We start from the raw sequence: 17,308 nt of genomic DNA on the forward strand, positions 1-17,308 counted from the left end.
CGCCCATGTCCTCCAACGTCAAACCCAGATAATAGTAGACGGCCTTCAACTCTTCCGACGGGATGTGGGAATAGCCTTTGTTTTTGAAATATTCCAACGCTTTTTCGTATTGCTCTACCGCCAAACCATTGTCTTTCTTAGCCCGGAACGACTGTCCTAAGAGAAAATAGCCTCTTCCCGCCCAGGAGGGTTCGCGGATCAAGCGCTGCAAGGCGGGAATGGCTTCTTCGATCCGGCCATGCTTGATAAGCAACTCGCCCAATTCCGCCCGTTCCTTATCCGCTTCCGGATGTTCGGTAAGGATTTTCTTAAGCAAACCGATCTTGTTTTTATCGCGATCCAGTTTCATCCGTTCCAATTGGACGGCCGCATCTTTTCCGCCCGCGCTGGAACGGATTTCCATTTCGAAGCGGGCAATGCGGGCGTCCAGGTATTCGTCTTTTAAGAGTTGGTCGTAGGGCGACGCCGCTAGAAGTTCTTGATACAGATTTTCCGCGATGCCGTATTCTCCCGATTGCCGCCACACCCGCGCCTGTTCCCGCCGCGCCGGTTCGAAGGAGGGGTAGCCGTCGAGAATCGCCGCCAGGATTTTGTTGGCTTCGTTATGCAATCCCGCTGTGCGGTAATGCGCCGCGATATCTACGCCCAATTGAAAATCTTTGGGATTGGCGCGGAATTCCTCCAGCATGTTGTCCAGTTTTTCTATGAATTCGGGCGCGCCGGGGGCTTCGCGTTTTTTCTTCTCGATCGCCGCTCTTCGATCCATCAAATTTTCGGGAATGCCAACGCGGGAATACGCTTGAGCGGAGATGTCCCGTAGACGATGGGCGATTTTGTCGTCTTTGGGCTTCAATACAATAAGCCGCTGCAATAGCGCCGCCGCTTCATCATAACGTTCCAGCCGGATGAGGATTTCCGCGTTTTCTTCCAGGGCTTGGGGATGCGTGGCGTTTTGCGAGAGGACTTTTTCGTAGGCTTCGCGGGCTTCTTCCAATCGCCCCGTCTTTTCCGCGCATTTCGCGAAAGCGAGGGCGGCGCGGACGTTGTCCGGCTGGCTGCGGTAGAGGAGTTCGAGATCGTCGATCGCTTTGTCCGATTGGCCGATCCCTTTCAGGATCGTTCCGCGCAGGAATTTAAATCCTTTGGCGAAAAGCGAGCTTTTCTGCGTGCGCGCCACTTCCAAATCTTTTAAGCCGTGCAGGGCTTCTTCGTTATGCGGGAATTGTTGGAGGACTTGCTTGAAATAACGTTCGGCGAGATCGAATTCGCCCTCCTTGAGGGCGCTGCGGGCGCGGGTTAGGTATTGAACGATATCCATGGATTTTCATTCTCCTATCAATTCCCAAAAATTGATGCAGCGGAAGAACGCCAGACCTAAAAAACAGTGGTAAGTGACGAATGACAAGTGGTTAATTCTTCCGTATTACCTTATTCGCAAATCGCAAGCAATAATCAAGGGCAGAAACAACCTTGCCCTTGTCGCCCGTCATTCAAAATTCACCATTCAAAATTCAAAATTCAACGAGCGGGACCGATTTTTGTTTTCTTCTTCACCTCCTGGCAGGGGATGGAAATCTTCACGTTGCGGAATACCGGGGTGATTTGATTCCGCGTTTCCCGGATGAAACTGACGTAATATTGGAAATAGTCCCCTTTGCCGGGAAGCAGGAGTTGACCCTCGCTGCCGTGGACCGTTCTCGCCCAGGGCAGGTAGCCGATGCTTTCGTCTTCTTTCTGGTTGGCCCAGCGGGCTTTTACCGTCAGGTTGGTTCCTATGGGAATCTCAGCTTCCCAGGACATCACCGCCGGTCCGGAGCCGGAACCTTCGGCGGGGAAGAATGGCGATAAATAGCCGCCCGAAACCGGTTTATCCTCTAGCGAGCGTATATAGCGAATGTCGCCCAGACTGGTCGGGAAGCGGGTGATTACGCTTTTAAAATCCAGCAGAAATTTGTCGTCTTGAATATCATAGGTTCCGATTTTGCGGAAGGCCTTGGGATCGTTGGTTTTGGCGTGAGCAAAATCGATGAAATCCTTATCGAATTGCGTTTTGATCTTGATATGTTCGGTTGCGCCTTCGCTGTAGGCGCTGCTGTAGAGCTGAACATAGACCTCGTATCGTCCGTTGGGGGCGGGCAATTCCGTCCGCAGAACGCTCTCCGATTGCGGCGGGGTGTAAAAGGCGTTGTATTTCGTATTCCACAGCCATAAATCGTTGCTAAAGAAATAGGTGAAACTGTTTTTATCGGCGATGTAAGCCGGTTCGATGCGGATGACGGCTTCTTCCATGTCGGCGTGGAGGAAGAGTTCCTTCTTTTTCTGGTTGAATCGGATATATTCGCCCAATCCGGCGGAATATTCTTCTTCCTCTTTGACCGTATAGACGCGCTGACCGTTGTCGATGGGCGTTTCCGGCATCCGCAATTGGAAGTAGAGACGCTTTTCGGTGCTGATATTGTTTCCGAAACTATTTTTCTCGTTCTTCTCGCCGATCAGGTCGTATTTATCCGCGACGATCAGCATGGTGTTGCGAGCGGAAAAGACGGGAACGTCGAAACTGGTTTCCCGCATGGCGTTTTGGGGGATGTCGTCGATGAAGCCGGTTAGTTCGTTTTGGTTGTAGATCATCGAAACCCGCACGTATTCCGCTTCGGAGTCGCTCGGATTATTCACTTGCGCTATCAATTTGGCGCGTTGGCCCCAAAGGGGAACGCCACTGTCCGCCGTCAATTGCATCCAGTGCCCCATCCAGGGATCGACGCTCAGATCGGGAAGATCGTGCAGCGTGACCGTGAAGCGGCTTTCGTTGTTCTCTTCGCTGCTTTCGTCGATTTTGCCAAAAGGATCGACGACGAATTGGATGTCGTGATGGCCGAGGCCTTTGTAGGACGGCGGATCCCAGACGATTTCCACTTCTTTCGATTCGCCCGGCTCCAGGCGGTCGATCGTTATCCGGCGGTACGATTGATTGAACGGCTCCAACCGTTGATTCAGCGAACGGTCGCCGTCGTAGGCTTCCAGAGCGACGTCAGTGGCCGGACCCATTCCCATATTGTATACGTGAGTGCGTAGATAGACGGTTTTTCCGATGACGGGAATTTCCGGCTTGACGGTTACGTCCGCTTCGGCCAGCGCCAGGTCCGGCTTGCCCAATACGGTTACGGGCAGCGAGTAATTGTTTTCGCCTTTTTCGGACCGGGCGCGCACTTTGTATTCGTATTCTCCTTTAACGGGGAGTTTTAGGCTGAAATCGATATCCCGCGTCTGTTCCGGCGGCAGGAATAAGCTCTTTTCCTCCGTCGCCGATCCCGGACCTTCGACGGCGACTTGCAATGTTGCGTCTGCGATGGGCGAGAAATTGTGGATAGGCATTTTCATGCGCACGGTTCGTTCCGCCGTCAAGTCGGAAGGCATGAAGGTTATATTCTTCATCAAAGGAATCGCCGGCGATTCTTGATTCCAGTGGAGAGGAACGATAATTTTCTCGTCGTCTTTGGTTTTTTTTATGCCCTGCGACGGATCGTCGAGCAGGGAGATATAGATGCACTGCGCATCCGGCGGCAGCGTCCCTTTCCATTCCACCGTCGTAGTAACGCAGGCGAGAACCTCCGCTGCGACGATCGTTTGTTTCACGTCGCCCGCCGTCAATTCGCATTGCACGTCCGTCAAGTCGAATTTGGAGCGATTGGCGATTTGGAATTGGACGGCGGTTTCCTCGCTGCTGGTTTCCGCCTTTCCGCCGCTTAGGAATAAAGCGGGCTTGAATTGGGAGATTTCGCAGCCGCCCCAGGCGTCAAGGTTCTCTTCCTCGTTCCAGGCATAAATCCGTACGAAAGCGGTAGCGTCCTCGACTTCGCCTAACGTGAATTCGAAAGTCTTATCAATTGCGCCTCCTTCGAAATCGAACGGTTCGCCTTGATAAACGAACTTATCCGCGATGTTCATGGAGATGACGGCTTTGCCTTTGGCGAAGGTCTTTACCGGCGCGGTCAGTTGAAATTCATGATCGAAGCCGGGAACGAAGAATGTAGGCGACAATTCCATTTCCAGCCGTTCTTTCGGCGAAGCCAATGGGATGGCTGGATCGCCGAAAAAGATGTACTGATCGGCGAGTTCCCTGGAATTATACGACTGCATAAACATATTTTTTGCGAATGTCGCCGCTTCGCCGAGGCGGGTTAATCCGTCTTCCAGGAGGTTGCGGGTGACGAAGTGGGACAAGATCATGTGCTGATCGGTGGTTCCTTCGCCGCTGGGCGCCCAGACGGCGATGCCGCCCCGGTCGGGATGGCGGATAAATTCTTCCGCCAGGCAGACGTTGAACGGCGAGATGTGGAAGTTGAGATAGCCCGTTTTGCAAGACCAGTTCATGACGAAGGGGAAGCGCGTATTCGGCGCAAGTTCCAACACGTTGCTGTAAAGCCGGTCCGTGCCGTAAAAAAGCCGTTCGTGCGACCATAACTGGTTGCCGCCGTGGCCGATGTACTGCGCCAGGGAAGCGCCCTGGTTGAAGGCTTTGATGATGGCCAGCGTTCCTTGCGGGCAGTATTTTTTATTAATGTATTCCTGCGCTTTCGAATCTGGATTGTCAATATTGCGATGGTAAAGATAAGGATTGGTAACGTGGGGAAAATCGATCTGGTTGATGATCTCCGGCTTCATCGGCGGAGGCAGGCTCGTTTTCGTTTGCTCGACGCTGTATCGTTCGAAGGTATCGTCTGCGATAAACAAACTTTTGGTTCTCCACAATCCAACGGGAGATTTCGTTTCATAAACGATGAGTTTGTCTATATAGCGATCCAATTCCTCCGGCTGGCGAATGGATATCCGCCCGACGATAGCGTCGGAGAAGGAATCCTGGCTTCCGCCCCATAGATAAGCGTACCATTCGTCCGCTCCGTAGCGTTGGGGATTGTTGTCCGGCGCCTCCGTGGGAATTTGATCGACTACCTGCTGCTTCAACCGGTTGCGGTGATCCCAATTGGAATCGCCAACCAGAACGGCGAATTCCGGCGACAGGCCGTTCCATTCCGATTGGGCGTAGCGTAAAAACCGCCGGATGGCGTCGATGTCGGGATAGCCGTAATTGAATTCGTCATAGATGTCCTGTACGTCAGTGAGCAGTACTTGAAAGCCGTCTTGCAACCGCTTTTCGGCCAGCCGTTTAGCGGATTGGAGCAGCGTATTGTGAACGATTACGACATAGTTATACCCTTGGTCTTTTCGGTGCAGGCTGGAAGGATAATCCAATTCGATAGCTTGCGGTTCGAGAACCTTGTCGTCGAAGACAGTTTCTATCGCGTCCCAATCGCCGTCCGGCAGCGCGAGATAGCCCGATGGAGGGGCATCCGGGGCCGTCAATCGTTGAACCGCCGCTCCTTCTTTAATCGTCCAGGCGTTCCATCCGGAAGCAGGTGCGTCCTCCTGCGGGTTCCCAGAGGAACTCGTTTTGGAGTCCGTGGCGCTAGGGGGAAGGGAGGCGTAAATCTGGATCGCTTTGGTTCGGTTGTCCAATTGACTGCGTTCGATTAGGGGCGTTTCGCCGCCTGGAACGAAGAGGGCGGGATAGTCGATCTCGACGTTGTCGATGAAGAGAAAATCCTCGTTTCCCATCTTATCGCTCATGCTGCGTTCGATCATGCTGATTTCCGGCGGCTTTTCCGCCGAGACGAAGACGAGGGCGGTTGTCTGCTTAACTTCGGCGGCGGGGATATCGAAGGAAAACGTGGTGGACGCATTGATCTGCGCCGAAGCCGCGCGAGTGGCGTCAGCGATGCGAACGGTGAAATCCCATCGCTTCTTGGCGTTATTCCTTACGGAAATGGAAATCTTGACATCGCCTTCCGGCGCCAGGTTTGGCAATTGGAGCGGCAATTCTTTCGTTTGCGCATCCAAATCCGTATAGAACCAACCGTAGAAGTTGGGACCCATGCGTCCCAGCAGATTGTCTTCGTCGTGAATTTGACGCACGCGGACGTATTTTTCCCCTTCGCCGGTCCAGACCGCCGCCTTTTCTTCCGTCCGTTGCGGCGGCGTATTCCATTCCGCCCAGGTCAGAAAGTAAGGGGCGTCCTGCGTATATTCCGAAGCGGATTTTTCTCCATAGAAGAAAAATCCTTCGCCTTTTTCTAAAACATTGTCTCCATCGTCTTTGACGAAGAGCGGCAGTTCTACGCCTTTATGCCAGAGGCGCGTTTGTTGGAGGGGAACGATGACAGGGAGAATCCCCAGGCTGGCCAGGTCTTCGCAGCGAACGGCCGTCATGCCCGTTTCGCGTATGTTGACGCGTACGGCGTTGGTGCGGGGGGCGACGTTTTTGACGCCGTTGTTGAGTAATTCGCCGTCCACTTGATAGCCGATGCTGAAGGGATGAAAACCTTGGGTTTTTTCTTCTTCGGGGAGAATTCGTTTGCGGCGAAACTTGATGGCTTCCTCGCCATTGATGCAAAGATTGCGGAAGATGCGGCCATAGCCGTTGTCCGCCGGGGCGGCGATTTCCGGTTTTCGCGCGGAACCTTCGCGCCAACGAATGGCGAATTCCAGCTTGGCGATGGAGAGTTTGTCCAACTGAAAACTGGATTGGGGCGAGGCGGATTGGATTCCCGCTGGCGATACGATTTCCAGCCGTAGAACGTCCAGTTCTTGATACTCCATACGGCTGACGCCGATCGATTTGCGCACCGCTTCCTTTTGCGATTCGATCTGGGCGGGGTCGGCGGCGTTCTCTTCGAGAATAGCTTCCTCGCCGCGATTTTTATAGACGCCGTAATCTTGCGCCAGGATTTCCAGCGAATACGTCGCGCCGATGGGCAGACCGACATAGATGCGATTCTCCGTGCGGTAGAGCGGATCGCCTTCGCTGCGTTCGTAACGGATGCGGACGTGCGAATCGCTCGATTCCAGAAGCGTGAAGTTGGGCTGATGCGAGGGGGGGTATTTTACATCGCGCCAATCCGCCGCCTGCGCGGCCAATCCCGCCATAATCCAAACGATCCACAAACCAATCGAAAACCTTTTCATAAGCCAACTCCCCTTTTTTGGCGATTTCTTCCTTTATAAATCGTGTTACGCATTTACATCCCCTCGCCCTTTGGGAGAGGGTAAGAGTGAGGGGAGATAAATTCAATCCTATCAACCCTCACCTAACCTCTCCCAATCTTGGGAGAGGGATTAAAAAGCAAAAAATTCGCAGGAAAACTGTATACGCGCGTAACATGAGTTTATATAATTTCGGCGTTGTTCCTCGTTCAGGGTTTGAGTCCCCATTCTTCCGGGAATCCCATTATGATGTTCATATTCTGTACGGCCTGGCCGGCGGCGCCCTTGGTCAGGTTGTCTTCCGCCGCGACAATGATGAATTCTCCCGTCATGGCGTCTTCATGGAACGAGATATCCACGAAGTTGGTTTCGCGTACTCCCTGCAGATTGGGAACTTCGCCTAAATCGTAGAGCCGGATGAATTGTTCCTGGCCGTAGGTTTTTTGATAACAATCCCAAATTTGTTTCAGGGCGATATTCCTATCCGCCATGCGGCAGAAGATCGTCGAGAGAATTCCCCGCTGCAAGGGCAGCACGTGCGGCACGAAAGAAGCCGAAACCGGCTTGTTGGTTACGCTTCTCAGTATAGATACGATTTCGGGAGCGTGTTGGTGTTTGCCTACGCGGTAGGCGAAGTAATTTTGATCCAATTCGGGATGATGGAAAGGCAGTTTGGCGTTCTTGCCCGCGCCGGTTACGCCGGAGGAGGAACTGATATGGATTCCGTCCGGCGCCAGCAGCCCTTCTTTGATGCCGGGATAGAGGCTGAGAATCGCCGTGGTGGGATAGCAGCCGGGATTGGCGATAAGCCGCGCTTTTTTGATCTCTTCCCGGCAGCCTAGTTCCGGCATTCCATAAACCGCTTCGGCGCATAGTTCCGGCGAGGTATGGGGAAAATCGTACCAGCCCTCTCGCTCCGCAAGGTTCTTGAAGCGGTAATCGGCGGATAGGTCGATGACTTTATAGCCCTTCGCTAAATAAGCGGGGGCTAGTTTCATGGAAACGCCGTGAGGCGTGCTTAGAAAGACGACGTCGGCATCGCCAGCATCGCCGGGGTTGGTCTCTTCCGACACGTTCAAATTGCAAACGCCGCGCAGAACCGGCCAGAAGGCGTGAACCGGCTTGGCGTCGCCGATTCCCGCGCCAGTCAGAGAGACGATTTCCGCCTGCGGATGCTTCAATAGCAAACGAATCAATTCGCCGCCGGTGTAGCCGGTGGCCCCTACGATTTTCACCTTGCATTTCTTGCTTTTGTTCATGGATTCCACCTAAATAGTACGATTCCTTTTCTATAATGCCGAAGCGTCGACGCCGCTTGGATTTTTTTTATGAGTTGGCGCTTGATGAACGATAAAAACAAGCGGATGAAGTATATCCCGCGCTTTATCGTATGTCAAAACTTGCGAACGAAGGGTGGATGGAAGATGCTGTCAGGGTTTTTAAAAAAAAGAGGAGAGGGAAAACGACGAGCGTTTTCCTCTCCCCCAATTCAAGTATGGTCGTCCAAGAGTGGACGGAAAGATTTTTCGATAGGATGGCGATTTTAAGGCGGCGAATCAGAATCATTAATGATTTTCAATAATGTTTGGACTATTCCCCATTATGTAGACTCCGTATATCCCTATCCCGCTTGATGTATTCAAGATTTGATGACCTGACGTGTGGATTAAGTATTCCTTGCTTGACGGAATCAGGTTTGGTTCGGCGAATATGATTCTTTTGTTTTCATGATCGATCGTATAATCGATCCCTTCTTGCAGAACCTTATTATCAACCTTAATGTAGACTTTTTCGTCCTGCTTGAGATCGGGAAAATCGAGGTAATGGGAATCAAGTATTCCCTGAAAAATTAAGTATGTATTTTTAAGATCGATATTGAAATCTTTCAATAAATGAATGGTATTGGTTTTTGTATCGTATTCGTAATCTTCTCCTTGCATTAACCAATCGATATTTTTTGAAGAGTAAATATTTCCGTGTTGGATGCCGACGCTGATTGTATCTTTCAATATATTTGGGAAATTATAAACATTAGGATATTTGGGGGTTCCAAGCGTCCCCCCAATGCCTTTTGGATAATATGGGGGATGTCCCAATAATTTTATCACTGAATCGTTATTGATATTGTGCATGAATACATCCCCGTGGTATCGATCACTGCTGAGGACGGTATCGGTCAACCTATAGTATTCGATGTAATAAGATTGTTCGGGGCGGCAGAGTTCCTGTTTGAGGAACCAGATATGGCCCGCTTGCTCGTCTACTTCGTAATCCTCGCCTCTGACGCCCAGCCTGTCTCCGAATACGACTTTGACCGAGCCGGGACGAATTGGAGTTTCCGACTGCCAGGAACCGGCGGGAATAGAGTCATCAATAGTATAGAAAATTCCGTTATAATTAATCCTTGTATGGTTGCCCACAGCGATCTCAAATTTCGTTCCGGGAAGAAATTGCGTCTTTCCGGGAATAATCAAATCGAGATCGGTCAGTTCGATTCTTTTGTTCTTATAATCGATCGTATAATCCTTCCCTTCGCTTAGCGGTTTGTCTTCCACTGTGATTGTCACTTTATCGGCGGGATCGAGGCGCCGCAGCCGGAATAGATGGTAATCGGGGACGGCGGAAATATTGATATATTGCTCTTCTGGATCGAAAGACAGGTCTTTGAGCAAACAAATCTCGGCAGTGTGCGGGTAGTATTTGTAATCTACGTCTTTAATCAATGAAATCGGCGCCTCTTGGCTGGATGCAAGCGATTTAATGAAAACACTCAACGTCTTTTCTTCAATAGTGTAGGGAATCGGAATTTCGTAGATTCTTGGATCTTGGGTTGGTTGGGCGTACATGTTCAGGAAAGCCAATGTAAGGGGAGGCATTCCCATCGTCTTTCGCAATTGTATTTCGTCCGGATAATAGCCGAAGGATTCCATTTCGTATTGATTTTTCTCGTCGGCGGGATCGGGGGTATAACAGAACTGGATGTAATAATATTGATCGGGTTGGCAATCCTCTTTTTTCAAGAAGCGAATGATGCCTTCATTTTCATCAATGGAAAAATCCTCGTCCTTCACTCCCATTTTTTCGCCGATGGCGACTTTAACCGAACCGGGGCGAATCGACCGTTTCCCTTTCCATGACCAGGGAACGCTTTTTTCTCCCGTGACGGCAATTGATTCCCATTTGTCGTTGACGGGAGCCGTAACGGTAAGAAGATGCGTTTGCGGATCGAAATTCCAATCCTTTTTATTAAGAGTTTTGAGTTCCTTCAGGGGTTCGCCTTTGTAGATGATTTTGACTTCTTGAAGCGTTTGATAGGATGACTTGACGAAATAGACTCCGGAATCGCCTTGGCGGGATAGCAAACTTCCAAATTCCCAATCGGAGCCGAAATCGAATAGAATCGGATATGGCTGGATTTGTTTTCCCACCGAAAAACCTTCAATGGATAGAGACTTATTGCCAGGATCGGGGATGAGGTCCAAATCGATTACGCTAGGGTGAACTAGGCTGTTGGGATTTTTGATAGCAATTTGATCTGGATCGAATTCCACTAGTTTATATCCCGGCGCTTTTAAGCGCACCAAGCAGCTTCCTTTGGGTAAAGTCATGGAGAAGCGATTTCCCTGGCGGTAAGAGCACAGAGAGGCGGCGTCGATTTGAGGAATACCAGGCGCGCTCATTACGAACATTCCAATCCTGCCGTTGTCTTGAGGCCGTAGTGTGACGGTGTACCTACATATTTTATAAAGTTCCAAAGTTATCTCGGTTTGGCCGCCTTTTTCTACTACTGCCGGTTGGAGATGGCAGTGTAGTGAATCTGTTCCGTCAGAAACGTAGGAATCTATAAGCATCTCTCCCGGTTGGATTCCCGTCAGAATAAAAGATCGTAGAATATTCGGGGGATCGTTGGGCGTTTCCGTTGGCGATTCGGTAAACGTATCGGTATAAGGAATCTGATAATAGGCGCCGTTTTGAATAACACTGAAATAAACCCCTATGTTTTGGTAAGGTTTGCCTTGATACTGAAAGCGTACTTTGACGCTGGCTTCCGCCTTGGCGAGACGGAACTCCAGCGGGGCATTGTCCGTTTTCTTGATATCCACAGTCAGAAACGCCGGGGCATAGCCCGCCTTCACGGCGACTAACTTATATGTACCTTCCAAAAAGAATCCCAGTTGAAAACAGCCGTCCAAACCGGTTCTATCATTTAAGAATTTCACTGTGTCGCCCCGCTGGGATTCTACATGGTTAATATTCACATTGCTCAGCGGTTTGCTCGTTTCCGCCTCCAAAACTATGCCGGATATTTGAATGGGAGCAGACCTTCTGCGGATATCGGGAAAAATTCGATTGGGGTTATCGCCTGGATCGTATTTAACGCCTCTGCCCGCTTCGCTTTTTACGGTTGCCTTTTCTATCTGCGCCTTGGAATCCGTCGTTAAAAAGATCGTGGAGAGCATCAGGGCGAAGAGAATTGCTGCGGCCAGGACGTTTCGTATTTTGGAATACATGGTCGTTTTCCTTTCGGTCAGGATGTCGCGCACGCGGCGCGCTATCCATGTTTGTTTGGGAATAATCGCTGTCGCGAAGGAATATTCCCGTCTCGTCCTGGACTCCCATACTTCATCGAGCAGAAAGGCGGCGTAGGAGGCGCTTTGGCCTGTGGAACGGATCACGCAGCGGTCGCAGAGGTATTCCCTCTCCTGCGCGCTGCGCCGACGCAGCCAATAAATCATGGGGTGAAAGAAATAAAATACGCTGACGATGGTCTCCATCAGCAGCCACCATATGTCTTTGCGCCGCAGATGGGCCAACTCGTGTAAGAGGGCGAAGCGCAGCCTCTCTTCGTTTTGCGGCTGCATCAGATGGAGAGGAAGAATGATGAGGGGATGAAAGAAACCCGACAATACCGGCGAGCTGCATCGGTTGGAACAGGCCAGCGAGGGAGATTGCTTGACGCCCGCAATCTCCAGACATTGGCCGAAAATCTCAAGAATTCTAGGATTCGTAACTGGAACGATCGGCTCGAACATCCGGCGGCGCATCCCTAATCCAATCCCTAAACGGATGGTCAACAAGGCGGCGCCGAGCATCCATAACGACGCTAGGAGGGATTTCCAATGTATGGTAGTTATCCACGGCGGCGTGGGCGTCCTTTCTGCGGGATGGATTACCTGACGCGGCGGCAGAGAGCGGCCGGTGGGCGGGGATGGGAAATAATTGGGAATAGCAGCGGCGGGAATGAAATTGAATTCGCTGGCCATGAAGGGCGCCGCGTTCCTTGGCGGGGATGATGTTGTTAACCAGGGGACTGAAAACTTCATCCCGGATGGCGTCCAATCGCCGAGCAAGGTGAAGCCGGGCGTGAGCGAAACCAGGCCGAGAATCAACAACGCCGAGCGTCCCCGCACTTTGCCCAAGGCGATCGTTAGAAACGTCAGCAGACCCAACGCCAGCAGCTGCGCCGAAGATCGTAAGAGGAAGGAAAGGATGGATTCGGCCCATTCATTCATGGCGGCTCTCCCGTTTCTTGCGATCAAGGATCGCTTGTTTCAAGTCTTCGTATTCCTCCTTCGTCAGAGGCTCCGCCTCGAACAAGGCTTGCACCAGTTTGACCTTCGAACCGTCGAAGAGGCTGTACAGCAGGTTGGAAATCGAACTGGCTTCCACTGTTTTTTCGTCGATTTTGGGGGTATAGACATGGCTGCGGCCTTCCAGTTCGTGTTCAAGGAATCCTTTCTTCTCCAGATTGCGCAGGGTGGTTAGGATGGTGGTATAAGCCAGGTTCCGCTTTTCGTCCAAAGCGTCGCGTACCTCATGCACGGTAGCGCGTCCCCGCTTCCAGACCTCTTTCATAACCAGCGTTTCCAACTTGGCCAAAACGGTTTTTTGGACATTCGATCCCATAGTGCATCCCTCAAAATCAGAGTAAGCGCTTATCTACTATCATAATAGTACTAATTAGATAGTAGTGTCAAGTAGAATTGGGAAAAAATTATTTAAGTCATAGTGCGTGCGATGAAAAGATAAAGAGGTTTTTTATGATTGCCGTTTTGAATCACGAAAACACGAAAGGGCGCGAATTTCACGAATTTTTAGAATCACGGATTTCATGGATGATCTGGATTTCACGTAGAAAAACTTTTCCAGGCGTTATTCCTACCGTAATCCTTTTTTTGCCTTTTTTCGTGTTCTTCATTTTCCTTCGCGTTTTCGTGATTCAATACGCTTAGCCCGCCTTTCTCTTGGAGTAGACTTTTTCCATTCTTTTCATGTACGCTCATACTACTGCATCATGTAAAACCTACTCGCTCATTTGAAAATCATTCGTGAAGGAGAAGCCATGAATTCATTGAGAATCGCTATCGCCATTCAATTATTAACGCTTTTTTACCCCGCAACCTCCACTGCGGACGAAATCGATCAATCCATCGCCCAGCATCGTATGGGAACTCTCATTGTCCGCGCCGCGCCGGGGAGCGACGTCCGCGTGGAGCAAACTCGCCACGAGTTTTGGTTCGGCGCGGCGCTCTCCAGCGGCATATTCCGGCCGGGCAACGAATCCAGCGATGCGAAGAAATACAAGCAAGTTTTTCTGGAGAATTTCAATTCTGCCGTAACCGAAAACGCCGTAAAGTGGCATTCCATGGAACGGCGTAAGGGAGATGTCGATTATTCCATCGTCGATTCGATTTTGGAGTGGGCTGATAAGAACAATATCCCCGTACGCGGGCATAACCTGTTTTGGGGAATCACCCAGTTCGTTCAGCCGTGGCTGCGCGAGCTGGGGACGGAAGAATTGCGGGAACAAGTGCGCCAGCGCGCTTTGAGCATGGGAAAAAAGTATAAAGGACGTTTCTCCGAATACGACTTGAACAACGAAATGATTCACGGGAATTTCTATGAAGAGCGGCTTGGTCCGGAAATCACTAAGCAAATGGCTGATTGGTTTCATCAGGAAGATCCCGATACGCCGCTTTATGTAAACGATTACGATATTTTGACGGGCAAACGTCTCGACGATTATGTCAAACATATCCGGCATCTGCTCGATACGGGCGTCGCGATTGAAGGCATCGGCGTCCAAGGGCATTTTCATGGGATGACGTTCGATCCGAAAGCGCTTCAAAACACGCTTGATACTCTGGCGCAATTCAAACTGCCTATCCGCATCACGGAATTCAATTTGCCCGGCCAGCTTTGGCCTTATTTCGAAGATCGGCAACGGAAACTCACTGAAGAGGAGGAAAAGACGAAAGCCGAACACCTTTCGGAATATTATCGAATCTGTTTCGCCCATCCGGCGGTGGATGGCATCCTGATGTGGGGTTTTTGGGAAGGCGCCAACTGGATTCCCGTCTCTTCACTTTATAAGCGAGATTGGACGCCCGCTCCGGCGGCGCACGCTTATCGCGATCTCGTCTTCAACAAGTGGTGGACGAAATTCGATGGCAAAACCAACACGGAAGGAATTTGTGAAGTCCCCGCTTTTTATGGCCAATATCGCGTAACCGTCAATGGCAAGGAAAGAACGGCGAAGTTAATGAAGAAGGACGGCAAGGCGACGGTTTCGTTCGAATGATAAACGGATTATGGTCGATTGGGAACGGTGAATCGCTCGACGATTGTCGGGGAATCATGGATGAAAATCACGAAATCTTAACGTTGTTTTCATCTAAAGGAAATAATTGCCGTGAATAATAAACGACTTGGCCGAGTAAATCTTGTCTTAAAAAGAAGCGTTGATTTGGCGAAAAAGCGTTGAAAAAAAAACAAATTTCCCATTAATTTTTTCTTGCATTTGACGCTGAATTGTTGTATGTATAGTTGTATAGTATATCGATTGCGCATTAGCTTTTAGGCGAAGTTGAAAGTTGGGAATGGAATGGGATGGTTGGAGAGAATGAGAAAAACCATTTGATTTTTTGAAGAGTTGAATGGTTGAGGATACCCAAATGGTTTGAGAAGGAGGTGGTTTAGGGGAAATCATTTAAAAGAAGATTTAAAGTCGAATTTGCACAAAAATAAAATCTGAGTGTATTTTGAAAGGATGGAAAAGATGAAGATACGTTTGTTTTCAGTCGTGGCATTGTTGATCGTGGGAAGTCCTATGGTATTTGGGGACGTTTACTTTTCGGATAATTTCAACACGGGCGGCACCGCCGGCGCCAACTCCAGAGGCTGGGAGTTTATCCAAAACGATAAGGTTACGGAAGTCGGCAGTTATTTTGTCATCGCTCCGGAATATGCGACGAATAACAGCGGTCCTGATGACGGTCCTGGCGGTAATATTGATTCGGATGCTCCTCCTACAGTGGATGGAACGCCCTCGGATGGCGGCTTCTTGATTTCCGACTCGGATTCCGGCGACGGATCGGACGATGTCGGTTCGCAAGCGGAGATTTGGGCGATTTCTCCCAAATTCAGCACGGTGGGCGCAAAGGAAGTCTGGTTTCATGCAGACGCCGAGATCGAATCGAACAACAACGGCGAAAGCGTAGTTCAATTCGCCGTAACCGCCGACAATGGCGCCACTTGGATTCCAGTATGGCATCAAGTAGAACCGCAACGTCCCCTGCAAAGCGTAAATAGGGTGGGCGACGTAACCTACGGCGCGAAATTTCCCGGCGCTTATCCCACCTTGGGCAGCGCCAGCCAAACTCTGACCTGGAACGGAATTCATAGCCGTTGGCATTTGCAACTTCCGCCGGAAGTCGTCAACAAGCCGGAAGTGCGTTTCCGCATTGGCTATTATGAACCGGCGGACGCATGGTGGATTATTTTGGACAACGTCTTGATCGACGACAAAAAGCCTCCAATGGGCAACGAAACGGTTTTGTCGGAAGATTTCACGAACGGCATCCCCTCGACCTGGAGTAACGAGTCTATCAAAACCCAAAAATGGGATACCCAGCCGATTATGTACGATAGCGGCGGCGTTCTTGAGCCTTATAAGATGAAAAACGGCATTCCCGTCAATATCGATTTGCTTCGCGAAGCGGAAGCCTATAATTACAAGATCGATTTAATGAAAGAAGTCGATCCCGCCATCAATCCGAATGGTACGTTAGATGGCCGGTGGGTATTGATGTTGGCGGGTCAAGGCTACGCCATGTGGCAAGAAAACGATACCGATAAGGAAGAAGGCGCGAATCTGGATACGCCCGCCTTGGATATGACCACGGCGACGGGCGTTTTCATGGACTTCGATTCCGAAGTGCTTGTCGGAGACGCCAGCGTGAGCTATGACGTTTACGTTAGCGTGGATAACGGAGCAACCTTCAGCCGCATATTCACCTACACGGCGGCGATCATGGATTTTGCGGAAGCGCCGTATTTCGACCATCATTATTTCGAAGTTCCCAGCGCCGCAGGCAAGAAAGGCGTTATTTTCCGTTTTGCGGCGAAAGGCGGCGATCCTGGCCAAATGGAAGGCTTCTGGGTAGTTGACAATGTGCGCGTTACGGTCAATCGCGGAACCAGCGTTTCGGAATGGACGCTGTTTTAATTTGTAGTTCTTCATCAATGAGATAAGCTGTTAAAAGGGGATGCATCAGAAAGCGGGTGCATCCCCTTCCATCTCTCTAAGGAGAAGATTTCATGGTTCGCGTTTTTCGAAGAAAATTGCGCCGCCGCTTCCAAGGTTTTACGCTTATTGAATTGCTCATCGTCGTCGCCATCATTGGGATTTTAGCCGCTATCGCCGTGCCGAATTTTTTAAACGCCCAAATCCGCGCGAAAATAGCGAGGACCATGGCGGATATAAAAATGTTAACGCAGCAGGTCGACATTTTTCACATGGATAAGAATAAATGGCTGATCGACGGCAACGATTGCGACGGTAGTCCCGATTGCTGCTTCCAAGGCGATTATTTTGGAAAAAGACCTTTGGAAACCAATGTAAAAGCCTTAAAGGGCGACAATCATTTCAGTGGACAAGTCTATCTGCCCCTGACAACGCCGATTTCCTACATCACAACTATTCCCGTCGATCCGTTTGGAGACGGACTCTTTTATTCCTACGAAGATTGGGGCTGCTCGAACAAAGGCGGATTTTATGGCCTTCTTGCCGCCACCGCTCCCGACGGCGACAACGGCGATTGGCATCCCGATAATATGGCGGTCGCCTATCACCCATCCAATGGATTAGCCAGCAATGGCGATATTTGGTATACATGGTTGTTTAAATCGGGGTATACGAATACGCAATGGGATAGATACTTCTCGACGCGTCCCGGCTGGAGCAGCCAGTTCTGATTTTTTTGATGAT

Annotated in this window: 8 protein-coding genes; 3 read left to right on the forward strand and 5 right to left on the reverse strand. The window is 50.4% G+C overall.

Going from position 1 to position 17,308, the window contains the following annotated elements:
- From AB1656_00005 to AB1656_00025, 5 genes are all read right to left on the reverse strand, one after another.
- Positions 1 to 1,318: tetratricopeptide repeat protein (locus AB1656_00005; GenBank protein ID MEW6233742.1), on the reverse strand; the 1,318-nt coding region annotated here is incomplete at its 3' end.
- 200 nt (positions 1,319 to 1,518) lie between these two features.
- The gene (locus AB1656_00010) at positions 1,519 to 7,020 is read right to left on the reverse strand and encodes a C25 family cysteine peptidase (protein MEW6233743.1); all 5,502 of its coding nucleotides are present in this window, start codon (positions 7,018 to 7,020) and stop codon (positions 1,519 to 1,521) included.
- A gap of 227 nt (positions 7,021 to 7,247) precedes the next feature.
- Positions 7,248 to 8,297 (reverse strand): N-acetyl-gamma-glutamyl-phosphate reductase, encoded by a 1,050-nt coding sequence (argC, locus tag AB1656_00015; protein MEW6233744.1) that lies wholly within the window; start codon positions 8,295 to 8,297, stop codon positions 7,248 to 7,250.
- A gap of 306 nt (positions 8,298 to 8,603) precedes the next feature.
- A complete protein-coding gene (locus tag AB1656_00020) occupies positions 8,604 to 12,551 on the reverse strand; it encodes a M56 family metallopeptidase (protein ID MEW6233745.1) in 3,948 nt (1,315 codons plus the stop codon).
- Positions 12,544 to 12,945: a BlaI/MecI/CopY family transcriptional regulator gene (locus AB1656_00025; GenBank protein MEW6233746.1), complete on the reverse strand. Its 402-nt coding sequence runs from the start codon at positions 12,943 to 12,945 to the stop codon at positions 12,544 to 12,546. Before AB1656_00025 ends, AB1656_00020 begins: the two co-directional genes overlap by 8 nt.
- A 436-nt stretch (positions 12,946 to 13,381) precedes the next feature.
- Here AB1656_00025 and AB1656_00030 point away from each other — a divergent pair, with 436 nt between their 5' ends.
- The 3 genes from AB1656_00030 to AB1656_00040 all read left to right on the forward strand — a co-directional run bounded on the left by AB1656_00030 (position 13,382) and on the right by AB1656_00040 (position 17,295).
- On the forward strand, positions 13,382 to 14,620 hold the full coding sequence (locus AB1656_00030) for an endo-1,4-beta-xylanase (protein MEW6233747.1): 1,239 nt from the start codon (positions 13,382 to 13,384) through the stop codon (positions 14,618 to 14,620).
- Positions 14,621 to 15,097: 477 nt separating this feature from the next.
- A complete protein-coding gene (locus tag AB1656_00035) occupies positions 15,098 to 16,546 on the forward strand; it encodes a hypothetical protein (GenBank protein ID MEW6233748.1) in 1,449 nt (482 codons plus the stop codon).
- Positions 16,547 to 16,638: 92 nt separating this feature from the next.
- Positions 16,639 to 17,295, forward strand: a complete 657-nt coding sequence (locus AB1656_00040; GenBank protein MEW6233749.1) for a prepilin-type N-terminal cleavage/methylation domain-containing protein — start codon at positions 16,639 to 16,641, stop codon at positions 17,293 to 17,295.
- The last annotated feature ends 13 nt before the right edge of the window (positions 17,296 to 17,308 follow it).

The organism is Candidatus Omnitrophota bacterium, from assembly GCA_040755155.1.
Taxonomy (GTDB): Bacteria; Hinthialibacterota; Hinthialibacteria; order Hinthialibacterales; family Hinthialibacteraceae; genus JBFMBP01.

Coding starts and splice junctions, on each gene's coding strand:
- AB1656_00010 (MEW6233743.1), bottom strand. CDS start 7,020: ATGAAAAGGTTTTCGATTGGTTTGTGGATCGTTTGGATTATGGCGGGA.
- argC (MEW6233744.1), bottom strand. CDS start 8,297: ATGAACAAAAGCAAGAAATGCAAGGTGAAAATCGTAGGGGCCACCGGC.
- AB1656_00020 (MEW6233745.1), bottom strand. CDS start 12,551: ATGAATGAATGGGCCGAATCCATCCTTTCCTTCCTCTTACGATCTTCG.
- AB1656_00025 (MEW6233746.1), bottom strand. CDS start 12,945: ATGGGATCGAATGTCCAAAAAACCGTTTTGGCCAAGTTGGAAACGCTG.
- AB1656_00030 (MEW6233747.1), top strand. CDS start 13,382: ATGAATTCATTGAGAATCGCTATCGCCATTCAATTATTAACGCTTTTT.
- AB1656_00035 (MEW6233748.1), top strand. CDS start 15,098: ATGAAGATACGTTTGTTTTCAGTCGTGGCATTGTTGATCGTGGGAAGT.
- AB1656_00040 (MEW6233749.1), top strand. CDS start 16,639: ATGGTTCGCGTTTTTCGAAGAAAATTGCGCCGCCGCTTCCAAGGTTTT.